This is a genomic window from Gallibacterium genomosp. 2, assembly GCF_000771895.1.
In the GTDB taxonomy this organism is placed as follows: Bacteria; Pseudomonadota; Gammaproteobacteria; order Enterobacterales; family Pasteurellaceae; genus Gallibacterium.
This window is the reverse complement of sequence record NZ_JPXY01000033.1, coordinates 31839-44146: the sequence shown is the minus strand read 5'-3', so window position 1 is coordinate 44146 and position 12308 is coordinate 31839. Positions and strand designations below refer to the sequence as shown.

The 12308-nt window shown below is 39.8% G+C and carries 8 protein-coding genes; 7 read left to right on the top strand and 1 reads right to left on the bottom strand.

All coding sequences use genetic code 11. The features are described from left to right. Nucleotides 1–4 precede the first annotated feature (4 nt). From hemC to P375_RS07410, 6 genes are all read left to right on the top strand, one after another. A complete protein-coding gene (gene hemC / locus P375_RS07435; RefSeq protein ID WP_039135824.1) occupies nt 5–934 on the top strand; it encodes a hydroxymethylbilane synthase in 930 nt (309 codons plus the stop codon). Beyond that, nucleotides 935–1693, top strand: coding sequence for a uroporphyrinogen-III synthase (locus tag P375_RS07430; protein ID WP_039135823.1), 759 nt, complete (start codon nt 935–937; stop codon nt 1691–1693). A gap of 27 nt (nt 1694–1720) precedes the next feature. Beyond that, nucleotides 1721–3250 (top strand): uroporphyrinogen-III C-methyltransferase, encoded by a 1530-nt coding sequence (locus P375_RS07425; protein WP_039135822.1) that lies wholly within the window; start codon nt 1721–1723, stop codon nt 3248–3250. Nucleotides 3251–3265: 15 nt separating this feature from the next. Beyond that, on the top strand, nt 3266–4531 hold the full coding sequence (locus tag P375_RS07420; protein WP_039135821.1) for a heme biosynthesis protein HemY: 1266 nt from the start codon (nt 3266–3268) through the stop codon (nt 4529–4531). A gap of 110 nt (nt 4532–4641) precedes the next feature. Beyond that, nucleotides 4642–6612 carry a site-specific DNA-methyltransferase gene (locus P375_RS07415; RefSeq protein ID WP_245176439.1) on the top strand — a complete coding sequence of 657 codons (1971 nt, stop codon included), beginning with the start codon at nt 4642–4644 and terminating at the stop codon, nt 6610–6612. Between the two features lie 9 nt (nt 6613–6621). Next, nucleotides 6622–9687: a type III restriction-modification system endonuclease gene (locus tag P375_RS07410; RefSeq protein ID WP_039135820.1), complete on the top strand. Its 3066-nt coding sequence runs from the start codon at nt 6622–6624 to the stop codon at nt 9685–9687. A gap of 84 nt (nt 9688–9771) precedes the next feature. Here P375_RS07410 and P375_RS07405 read toward each other — a convergent pair whose 3' ends face one another. Continuing rightward, nucleotides 9772–10980, bottom strand: coding sequence for an aromatic amino acid transporter (locus tag P375_RS07405; protein ID WP_039135819.1), 1209 nt, complete (start codon nt 10978–10980; stop codon nt 9772–9774). 243 nt (nt 10981–11223) lie between these two features. Between P375_RS07405 and prfA the strand changes: the two genes are divergently transcribed. Continuing rightward, on the top strand, nt 11224–12306 hold the full coding sequence (prfA, locus tag P375_RS07400; protein ID WP_039135818.1) for a peptide chain release factor 1: 1083 nt from the start codon (nt 11224–11226) through the stop codon (nt 12304–12306). Nucleotides 12307–12308 lie beyond the last annotated feature (2 nt).

Genomic DNA, 12308 nt, shown 5'->3' with positions numbered 1-12308 from the left:
AATTATGCAAAAAAATGTTCTCCGAATTGCAACGCGTCAAAGCCCTTTGGCATTATGGCAAGCCAATTATATTAAACATAAACTGCAAGTTTTATACCCTGAATTAAAAGTGGAATTGGTTACAATGGTGACCAAAGGTGATGTGCTTTTAGATACACCATTAGCAAAAATTGGTGGTAAAGGGCTATTTGTAAAAGAGTTGGAATTGGCATTACTGGAGGGGAGAGCTGATATTGCTGTTCACTCTATGAAAGATGTACCTATGCAATTTCCACAAGGACTACACCTTAGTGTCATTTGCGAACGTGAAGATGCGCGTGATGCTTTTGTTTCTAATCAATATGCCGGTTTGGATGAATTGCCACGAAATGCAGTAGTGGGAACATCAAGTTTAAGACGTCAATGTCAGTTGAAAGCACTTCGCCCTGATATTCAGTTAAAAACATTACGAGGCAATGTAGGCACAAGATTGCGTAAATTGGATGAGGGTGAATATGATGCGATTATTTTAGCTTCAGCCGGATTAATCCGTTTAGGGGAACAGCAACGTATTCGTAGTTTTATTGAGCCAGAAGTTTCTTTGCCAGCGGTCGGACAAGGTGCGGTTGGTGTAGAGTGTCGTCAGGATGATGAATGGGTGAATCAATTATTAAAACCGTTGTTACATCAAGCAACTTGGGATCGTGTTATTGCAGAAAGGGCAATGAACAATAGGTTACAGGGTGGTTGTCAAGTGCCGATTGCCGGTTATGCGATTTTGGATGGTGATCAACTCTTTTTGCGTGCATTGGTTGGTTCGATTGATGGTAGCAAGGTATTAAGAGCTGAAGCAACTGCAGCTCGGACACAAGCGGATCAGCTGGGTGTACAAGTGGCGGAGTTGTTGTTAGAACAAGGTGCAGAAGCTTTATTATTACAAGCGATGAAATCATAAATGGGTATTTTAGTCACAAGACCGGAAGATGCTGGTCAGCATCTAATGGAGATGTTAAATAAAGAGGGAGTAGCGGCAATTTATGCGCCTTTCATTAAAATTGAAACAGGTGAACAATTAAATGATGTGCCACAAAAATTGCAACAACTTGCTGCCGATGATTATGTAATATGTGTTTCGCAATATGCGGTACAATATGTTCATCAAGTGTTACAAAATACTGGTTTCGGGTGGCGTAAAGATGTGCATTATTTTGCAGTAGGGCGAAAAACTGCCGCTTTGTTAAGTGAGGCGACACAACAACCTGTGCATTATCCCTTTGCTAATGAGAATAGTGAGGGTTTATTAGCATTGCCACAAATGCAAAATTGTAATGGTCGACGTGTTATTATACTGAGAGGGCAAGCTGGTCGAGAATTGTTACCGCATCAGTTACCGGAACGTGGTGCAGTTGTGGAAACAGTGGCGTGTTATTGTCGCCGAACACAGCAGTTAAGTGAAGCTGAATTGAAATTTTTTTCTCGTGCTGGTATTGATACAATTGTGGTGACCAGTGGTGAAATTTTGCGGTATTTGCTGGATTTTATTCCCAAAAGTGAACATAATTGGTTAATGAGTTGTAAGTTGGTGGTGATTAGTGATCGCCTGAAACTGCTTGCGTTGGATGCAGGTTGGCAACCAGATAAGATTATTCTCTCTGAAAAGGCAGATAATCTTAGTTTATTAAAAACAATATTATCCTTTTATCCCCATTCTTGAGATAAATAATAGATAAGGTGTGTAGTGATGAAAAAACAACATAACGAAACTGATATTCAAACCAGTGCGGAAATAAACGAAGGCGCGTCGTTGACTACAGATGAGAATAGCAGTAAGGATCCTGATAAAAGGGAGCAGGTAGATTCTCAAGCGGTGGAAGCAGAAAAAACGGCAGAAAAAATTGTTGTTACTGATGAGAAAAAGGCTTCTGCAAATAAGAAAGAGGATAAATTAGATAAAAGAGTGGAAGTGGATACCACTGTGGAAGAGGATAAAACTTCGGTTAATTCAACTTCAACACAAGCGGAAAAAGCAATGAAAACAACAGAAAATAAACAAAAATCCAGTGGCGGCAAAGGATTAGCTTTGTTGGCATTATTGGTCGCTTTGGGTGTCGGTGCCGGAGGCTATTATCTTGGGCAGCAACAGCTATCTAACTTGCAACAACAGGTTTCAGCATTGGAATCCAGTCAGCAAGTAGCGATAAAAGCAGCATCGTCAAATAGTGTCGATATGACAGAAGTCAACTCATTAAAAGAAGCATTAACGAAAACTGAACAGGAGCTGAATGCAACCAAATTAACATTAGATGTGTTACAACAAAATAAAGGTATTACCGAACAGCAGATTATTGCATTACAGACGCAGCTTAATAAAACTATGGCAGAAAGATCACAAACTCAGCCAAATGAGTGGCTAATGTCGGAAGCGGATTTTCTATTGAGTAATGCACAGCGTAAATTGATCATAGATAATGATTTAGGAACGGCTATTTCATTATTAAAAGAGGCTGATTTAGTACTCAATGATGTTACCGATCCTCGTGCAATTACCGTGCGTACCGCAATTGCACAAGATTTAAAACGGTTAGCAAATGTGAATGATGTTGATCAAAATGCTATTATGCAAAAATTATCACAATTGGCTAATTCTATTGATGATTTGGAATTATTGGATTTATCTGCTAGTAACAGTGATAGTGAAAATAGTGATGAACCTTCAAACTCTATTAGTGATTGGAAAAGTAATATTGAAAAATCTGCCAATTCTTTCTTAAATCATTTTATCCGCATTCAACCACGAGATCCGGTTGAAAAAGCACTGCTTGCTCCAAATCAGGATATCTATTTACGTGAAAATATTCGTTTACGATTGCAGATTGCTATCCTAGCTGTGCCTCGCCAGCAGAATGAGCTTTATAAAAGTTCACTTGAAGCTGTTACTAGCTGGGTAAGAAGTTACTTTAATGTTGATAGTGCTTTAACACAAAAATTCTTACAACAGCTAGATGAGTTATCAGAACAGTCTATTTACGTTGATGCGCCGAATACCTTTGAAAGTTTGACTATTCTTGATGAAATACTACATAAACAGTCACATCAAATTGAGAAAGTTGATTTGAAAGCGAATTCACAAATTCTAGAAGAAAATAAAGAGGAAGAGAAAGTTACAACAGAGGTTGGCTCTGAATCGGTTGTGGATGATAAAGTACCTGAAGCACAACAACCTGTGTCGGAAAATCCGAATACAGAACAAATTCCGGAAAAAACAGAATAGTGGGAGAGATACGATATGTTCAGAGTATTATTCTTAATGACTATCCTGCTGGTTGGTTTTATTGGTGGGCCTTATATTTCGGGTAAACAGGGTTATGTGCGTATTTTGACTGAATCTCACAGTATTGAGATGAGCATTACAATGCTGGTGATATTTTTTGTTGTTGCATTGGCGCTTGTTTATGGTATTGAATGGGTGATTTCCCGATTTTTCCGGTTAAGTAGCGGTACTTATAATTGGTTCTCTGCGAGAAAGCGTCGTAAAGCTCAGCAACAGATTCTGCAAGGGTTTGTGAAGATGGATGAAGGAAATTACGCTAAAGCCGAAAAATTGATTGGTAAAAATGCGAAACATTCATCCGAACCAATTTTGAATTTTGTTAAAGCAGCGGAAGCCGCGCAACAACGTGGTGATGAATTCAGCGCTAATAAATACTTAATTGAAGCGACAGAGCTTGCTGGTTCAGATAATTTAATTGTTGAATTGGCACGTACTCGTATCCTGTTACAACAGAATAAATTACCGACGGCAAGAACAGCGGTGGACAGTTTGCTAGTGTTGGCGCCGAAAAATGTCGAAGTGTTGCGTTTGGCGGTGGAAATTTATCTTCGTTCTCACGCTTATTTGGCGTTGGATAATCTATTACCGAAGATTGGTAAAAGCGGTTTATATGCTGAAGCTGAATTTATGCAATTACAACATCAGGTTGTTGATGGTCTGCTTGATGAAAAAATGAATGAAGAAGGTGTCGACGGTTTATTGAAATGGTGGGAAGAACAACCGCGTTCACGTCGTCAAAACAGCTATGCAATTGTTGGTATGATCCGTCGTTTAATTGATAGTGATGATCACGATTCAGCTTATCGATTGACATTAGATTCATTTAAACGTATTGAAAGCAGCGAAATGTTGGCTTTTGTCACGCAAATTGCTCGCTTGCAAGTGGCTAACAGCAGCAAAATACTGAAGTGGTTAGAAAAATCGGCTAAATTGCAGACTGATGCTAAATTGAATTGTGCTTTTGTCCGAGCAATTGGTTATCTTTCATTACGTGCTAATGAATTTGATAAAGCTCGACAGGCGTTTGCAAAAATTTTAGCAACAGAAGATAAAGCCGATATTGAAGTTCAAGATTATACTGTTGCGGCTTATTTGGCTGAGAAAGCAAATGATATGACCGCAGCTCAACAAATCCGTCAGCAGTGTTTGAAAGATACAATGAAGATTGATGGTAATACTGAACTAACCACAGATGATGTGTTGAGTTTAGAGAAAAAATAGTTTCGTTTTATTTAAGATTTAAAAATACGCTTTGATCTGCATCCCAAAAGTTGGATTAATTAGCCAACTGAGTAAGGTGCAGATTTTTATGGTTATCAAGGAATTAACAAATGAACAATATAGATAAGCTAAAAATGCACAGCCCTAATCTGACGGACAAAAACATTGCAAAAATCGCCGAAATTTTCCCTAACTGCACCACTGAAGTTTTAGATGAAAATGGTAAACCCAAAATAGCCATTGATTTTGAACTGTTGCAACAAGAACTTTCCGGCAGTCTGGTCGGGGGGGGGGTAGAACGTTATCAGCTTAACTGGCCCGGTAAGCACGAAGCACTTTTGACTGCCAACGCACCCATCGCTAAAACCCTGCGTCCTGTGCGTGATGAAAGCGTACATTTTGACACCACTGAAAACCTCTTTATCGAAGGCGACAACCTAGATGCCCTCAAACTTTTGCAAGAAACATATCTTGGCAAAGTTAAAATGATTTATATCGACCCACCTTATAACACCGGCAAAGATTTCGTTTATGCCGATGATTTTGCCGAAAACACTGAAGATTATCTGCGTCGTTCCAACCAAAAAGATGAAGACGGCAACCGTATGGAAGTCAACAGTGAAAGCAACGGGCGTTTTCATTCCGACTGGCTGTCAATGATGTATCCGAGATTAAAACTGGCGAGAAATCTGTTGACAGATGATGGCGTGATTTTTATCTCGATTGATGATAATGAACAGGCAAATTTAAAAAGATTGTGTGATGAGGTTTTTGGGGAAAAGAATTTTGTGGCGGAATTGCCATGGAAAGGCAGAGGGGGCGGTGCTGATGATAAAAATTTATTGCAAAATCATGAATATATTCTGATGTATACAAAAAGCAAAGAGCAATTTACGGTCGGAAGAAAAATAAAGGAAGGAGAAAAGTTTCCAAAATTTGATGAAGAAAAGAAAAGATTTTATAAAACACAATTAGCAAGAAAGTGGGGAAGTAACTCAACTAGAGAAGCGCGTCCAAATTTATATTATCCAATTACCACATATGATGGAATTGAAATAACGCCTCAATTACCAGATGGTTCAGATGGATGTTGGAGATGGTCTAAGGCAAGAATGGATGTTGCAATAAAAAATAAAGATGTTGAGTTTAAACAGAGAGAAGACGGAGTTTGGGAGGCTTACGAAAAAATTTATAAACCAGAAGAAGGAGAGTTTCGTACTCAACTTTATAGTGCTTGGTTACAAGATGAATTAGAAGAAGAATTTAAGAATATTTTAGAAAAAGATTCCCCAAAAAATACAGCATATGGCACAAAAGAATTAAAGACTTTATTTGATGGAAGTGCATATTTTGACTATCCAAAACCAACTAATTTGATAAAAATTTTGATAAAAATAGCTTCGGCTGATGGTCTAATCCTAGACTTTTTCGCAGGCAGCGGCACAACCTCCCACGCTGTAATGCAGCTCAATGCCGAAGACGGAGGCAATCGCCGTTTTATTTGTGTGCAGTTGCCTGAAAAAACAGAGGAAAAATCTGAAGCCTTTAAAGCAGGGTTTACCACCATTGCTGAAATTACCAAAGAACGCATTCGCCGTGCCGCTGACAAAATCCGCAGCGATTTTGCTGATAAGTTGCCTGAAAACTGGGATGGCGGTTTTCGGGTGCTGAAAATCGATACTTCCAATATGGCAGATGTATATTACACCCCTGAAGAAACTCTCAAAAAAATGCAACAATTTCAACAGGATTGGTTGAATCAAGTGAGCGACAATATCAAGCCCGACCGCACACCTGAAGATTTATTATTCCAAGTGATGCTCGATTGGGGTGTGGATTTGGCTTCGCCGATTGAGGTGAAACAAATTATGGGGCGTACCGTCTTTTTTGTGGACAAAAATACGCTGATCGCCTGTTTTGATAAACAAGCAGTGGATAATGATTTCATCACCGAATTGACTAAATACCAACCGTTGCGTGTCGTCTTTCGAGATGACAGCTTTAAAGACGATGCGGCAAAAATTAATGCCAGCCAAATTTTCCAACAATATTCCAAAAGCACGGAAGTGAAGACCATTTAAGGAATTGCGATGAAACTGAAATTCAAAATTCAAGCCTATCAAAGCGAAGCGGTGAAAGCAGTGGTGGATTGTTTTGCTCATCAACCGCAATATGGCGAAACCAACTTTCATTACCGTATGGATTTGGGTAAGAAGAAACGTGCCGAAAATTCGCAACTTGCGATGAATTTTAACGATAACAATAACAGTGCTGCCTACCGCAACGCCGACATTGAAATCCTTCCTGAACAATTATTGGACAATGTGCAAAATGTACAGCAGCGGCAAAATTTGCCTGTTTCCGAAAAGTTGGTGAAAAATAAAATTGCCCCTATCAATTTAGATATTGAAATGGAAACCGGCACAGGCAAAACTTATTGTTATATTAAAACGATGTTTGAGCTGAATCGGCGATATGGCTGGTGTAAGTTTATTATTGTGGTGCCAAGCATTGCCATTCGTGAAGGCGTGAAAAAAACGCTGGAAATTACCGCCGATCATTTTCAAGAAACTTACGGCAAAAAAGCAAAATTTTTTGTGTATGATTCCAAGCAGCTGCACCATTTAGAGAGTTTTTCCAGTGATGCAGGCATTAACGTAATGGTGATTAACGTGCAAGCGTTTAATGCCACCGGGAAAGACAATCGCCGGATTTATGAGGAATTGGACGACTTTCAATCACGCCGTCCGATTGAGGTGATCAGTGCCAATCGTCCTATTTTGATTTTGGATGAACCGCAAAAGATGGAAGGTGATAAAACGCTGAAATCTTTGGAACAGTTTAAGGCATTGATGGTGCTGCGTTATTCTGCCACCCATAAAACCACTTACAACAAGATTTTCCGGCTGGATGCATTGGATGCCTATAACCAAAAATTGGTGAAAAAAATTGCCGTGCGTGGCATCAGTGTCAAAGGCTTGGCTGGCACATCAGGCTATTTGTATTTAGAAAAAATTGAGATTTCCCCGAAAAAACCGCCGGAAGCGGTGATCGAATTTGAGCAAAAAAATGCTTCAGGCAATATCAAACGCATTCGCCGAAAATTCAAGAAAGGCGACAATTTGTTTGATCTTTCAGGTGGTTTGGAACAATACCGTACGGGCTTTGTTGTTTCAGACATCAACGCCAATATCGATAGTGTCAGTTTTCTCAATGGTATGGAATTAAAAACAGGCGAGGCGATCGGCGATATCAATGAAACGGTGTTGCGCCGTATTCAAATCCGTGAAGCGATTGCCGCCCATTTTGAGAAAGAGCATCAGTTGTTTGTACGTGGAATTAAAGTGCTATCGCTGTTTTTTATTGATGAAGTGGCGAAATATCGTGATTATGATCAACCTGACGAAAAAGGTGAATACGCTCGCATTTTTGAAGAAGAGTACAAAGCCTGTTTAAATGAATTGCCGTGGCTGGAACTAGGCGATTACGGCGATTATTTAAAAGGTATTTCTAGCGAAAAAACGCATAACGGCTATTTTTCTATTGATAAGAACAAGCGTTTGATTGATCCCAAAGTGAAAAAGAACAATGGGAATGAAGCCGATGATGTTGATGCCTATGATCTGATTTTAAAAGATAAAGAACGCTTGCTCTCTTTTGAAGAACCTGTGCGCTTTATTTTTTCGCATTCCGCGTTGCGTGAGGGTTGGGATAACCCAAATGTTTTCGTGATTTGTACACTGAAACATAGTGATAACACCATCTCTCGCCGCCAGGAAGTGGGGCGTGGTTTGCGCCTTGCGGTCAATCAAACGGGTGAACGTATGGATAATCCTGCCACTGTGTATGATATTAATGTGCTGACTGTAGTGGCGAATGAGAGTTATCAAGATTTTGTCAAAGGCTTGCAAAAAGACATCAGCGAATCGCTTTCCGCTCGTCCACAAAAAGCCGAAATAGCTTATTTCACCGGTAAAACCATTGAAAATGTACGAGGCGAAAAAATCAAAGTGGATGAAAGAATGGCGAAAAAAATCTATCAGTATTTGGTTAAGAATGATTATGTCGATGAAAATGATCAAATCACCGAGCAATATCATTCAGCGAAAAAAGCTGGAAACTTTGCGTCTCTGCCTGAAGATTTACAGCCTTATGCGCCGAGTATTCGCCATCTGATTGACAACCTCTATAATGCCGAAGCCTTGAGTGCTTTGGTGGATGATGACCGTGCACCAAAACTTAATGCACTTAATGAAAATTTTAACAAACAAGCCTTTAAAGCATTGTGGCAGCGTATCAATCATAAAGCTGTCTATACTGTGCATTTTGATTCTAATGAGTTGGTTGAAAAAGCGATTGGAGCATTAAATAGTTTACACGTTGCACCGTTGCAATACCGCGTGGAAAAGGGTGAACAAAAAGCACAGATCGCTTATGAAGACCTGCAAGGCGGCAGAAGTTTTCAGCTCAAAGAAAGCACACCACAAGAGAGCTATCATTCAGCGTATTCTGCCGTGCGTTATGATTTGATTGGTAAAATCACTGAAGGTACGCAGTTGACACGACAAACGGTAGCAAAGATGCTGATGGGAATGAAAAAGATCGCATTGGCGAAGTTTGCAATCAATCCCGAGCAATTCATTACCGAAGCGATTCGCCTGATTAATGAACAAAAATCCACGACGATTATTGAGCATCTTGCCTATGACACGATTGAAGAAAAATTTGATCCAAGCATTTTTACCTTAGGGCAAAATGCGTCCAAACTGCAAAATGCGCTTGCTACGCCAAGACATCATATTTATGATTATGTAGTTACTGATTCCAAAATTGAACGTGAATTTGCCCAACATTTGGAAACCAGTGCCGAAGTTGTGGTTTATGCCAAATTGCCACGTGGCTTCTTTATCCCTACGCCGGTAGGTGATTACAACCCCGATTGGGCAATCGCTTTTAAAGAAGGAGCAGTGAAACACGTCTATTTTGTCGCTGAAACGAAGGGATCGATGTCGAGTATGGATTTGCGCACTATTGAGCAGAGCAAAATCGAATGTGCTAAAAAATTCTTTGCCGAAATGAATCGCCGTTTTACACCTGAAAAGGTGCAATATGATGTGGTAGAGAGTTTTGAAAAGTTAGTGGAAATTGTGCAGTGAAAACCACACGAAAAGCAGATGCTGCATAAAAAACAAAGACCGCAATGTTCTGCGGTCTTTGTGTCATTTATTTGAGGAAAGTCGTTAACCGGCAACTTTCGGTAAATAACCAGCATCAATTAAGAATGGTACATTGATGATTAATAATCCTAATACCAACGCTACCAATAAACCGATATTACCACCGATAACGCGATATGGTAAATCTGGATATTTGCGTCTTAACATCCACACCATACCAACTGGTAACACCAAACCATAGAATGTGAACATTTGACCAGCATAAGTTAATACCGCTAAGAAATCGCGATAGAACAATGCAAATAACAGCGTCGGGACAAAGGTTAATAGGCTTAAAGTGAAGCGGTTTGCTGTAATGTGAACGCGTTTTAACAAATCATCTAAACAGTCAACTAATGCTAACGATACACCTAGGAAAGAGGTGATTAATGCTAAAGTTGAGAAGGTACGCACCGCACCACTGATTAAATCACTACCAGTTGCTTTGTAAGTAGCGTTAACCAAGCCGTTTAATGTTGGATCATCACGAATAATTTGCACAAATTGTGATTGTTCAAAAACACCGTGAGTTGCCATCTGCCACACAATATATGCCACCAATGGAATGGCGGTTCCGCCGATAATGGCAATGCGTAAACGGCGAATATCACCATCCAGATAATTGTTGATACTTGGAATAACGACGTGGAAACCGAATGAAGTGAAAAAGACCGGGCTGGCGGAGATAATTAAAAAGTAATTAAGCGGTAAAGCACCTAAATTTTCCGCTGTTACTTTTGGCAACATTAAAAACAACACTAAAGCAAACGCAACAAGTTTAATCAGGAATAATAAACGGGTAAAACCATCAACGGCGTTTGTACCGATAGTTACTGCGATCGCCAAAATTACCACGAAACCAATAATCGCCGCAGTGGAAGCGTGTTCACCGAAAATAGTTAAAAATGGTGCGAAAAGATCACCACCGCCCAAAGAATAGACGGTTAAGATAGCATACATAAAAATCACAAGAGATAAGGTTGCTAAAACCCTACCAACCATACCAAAATGTTGTTCAGCCAAAGTGGCTATTCCAGCATCTTTGCGTTCCGCTTTTTGATAAACCTCAACAAACAATAACGCACTGTAAGAAAGCAAAGCCCAGAGGATAAAAAGTAATAATAAAGTATAACCAAAACCCATCTCAGCGGATGTAATTGGCATAGCCAACATTCCTGCCCCGATGGTAGTTCCGGCAACGATTAAAGCACTACCTAACGTTTTATTTTTCATAATAAAGTCTCTTTGAGAGTGGATGAGAGCCTTGATTGTATATAAAAAGGTTTACAATGTAATCTATTTTTTACAGTTTCCGATTTTCATTGTTTTAATAGCTTATTTTTTATTCTTTTTGTAACAAAAATCGGGACGAAACTAGCGAAAAGAATGATGTGATTTACCTGTTCATCATTATGATTATTCGTTAGAATAAGCAGATTTTTCAGTTCAAGTTATAACATTTATAAAAGGTGAATGATGAAAGCCTCTATTATCAGTAAATTAGAAACATTAGATGAGCGTTATGAAGAGTTGCAGGCATTGCTTGGCGATCCTTCAGTAATCAATGATCAGGAGAAATTCAGAGCATATTCAAAAGAGTATTCACAATTGGAAGAGGTGGTGAAATGTTTTGCTCGCTGGAAACAGCTTAATAGTGATTTGCAAGAGGCACAAATTCTACTTGATGACCCGAGTATGAAAGAGATGGCGGAAGAGGAAATCGCCCATTGTACTCAAGGCATCGAAGAGAGCGAACAACAGTTACAGATCCTATTGTTGCCAAAAGATCCGAATGATGAATATAACTGTTATTTAGAAATTCGTGCCGGAACCGGTGGCGATGAAGCCGGTATTTTTGCCGGCGATTTGTTCAGAATGTATAGCCGTTATGCGGAAAGCAAGCGTTGGCGCACAGAAGTGCTGAGCGCGAATGAGAGCGAGCAGGGCGGATATAAAGAGATTATCGTCAAAATCAGCGGCGAAAATGTTTATGGTCAATTAAAATTTGAATCCGGCGGTCATCGCGTGCAGCGTGTGCCGAAAACGGAATCTCAAGGTCGAATTCATACTTCAGCCTGTACTGTAGCGGTAATGCCGGAATTGCCGGAATCTGCCTTGCCGGAAATTAATCCTGCCGATTTGCGTATTGATACTTATCGTTCATCCGGTGCCGGTGGTCAGCACGTTAATACGACCGATTCGGCGGTGCGTATTACCCATATTCCAACCGGTATTGTGGTGGAATGTCAGGATGAACGTTCACAACATAAAAATAAAGCGAAAGCGATGTCGGTGTTGGCATCCCGATTAGTGCAGGCGGAAGAGGAACGTAAAGCCGCAGAGCAGGCAGATACACGCCGTAGTTTGTTGGGATCGGGTGATCGTTCCGATAAAATTCGTACATACAACTATCCACAAGGGCGTGTTACCGATCATCGCATCAATTTAACCTTATACCGTTTGGATGAGATTATGAATGGCAAAATTGATGATTTAATTCAACCTATTATCACCGAATATCAAGCGGAACAGCTTGCTGCTTTATCTGAAAATGAGTAATT

Coding starts and splice junctions, on each gene's coding strand:
- P375_RS07430 (WP_039135823.1), top strand. CDS start 935: ATGGGTATTTTAGTCACAAGACCGGAAGATGCTGGTCAGCATCTAATG.
- prfA (WP_039135818.1), top strand. CDS start 11,224: ATGAAAGCCTCTATTATCAGTAAATTAGAAACATTAGATGAGCGTTAT.
- P375_RS07415 (WP_245176439.1), top strand. CDS start 4,642: ATGAACAATATAGATAAGCTAAAAATGCACAGCCCTAATCTGACGGAC.
- hemC (WP_039135824.1), top strand. CDS start 5: ATGCAAAAAAATGTTCTCCGAATTGCAACGCGTCAAAGCCCTTTGGCA.
- P375_RS07405 (WP_039135819.1), bottom strand. CDS start 10,980: ATGAAAAATAAAACGTTAGGTAGTGCTTTAATCGTTGCCGGAACTACC.
- P375_RS07410 (WP_039135820.1), top strand. CDS start 6,622: ATGAAACTGAAATTCAAAATTCAAGCCTATCAAAGCGAAGCGGTGAAA.
- P375_RS07425 (WP_039135822.1), top strand. CDS start 1,721: ATGAAAAAACAACATAACGAAACTGATATTCAAACCAGTGCGGAAATA.
- P375_RS07420 (WP_039135821.1), top strand. CDS start 3,266: ATGTTCAGAGTATTATTCTTAATGACTATCCTGCTGGTTGGTTTTATT.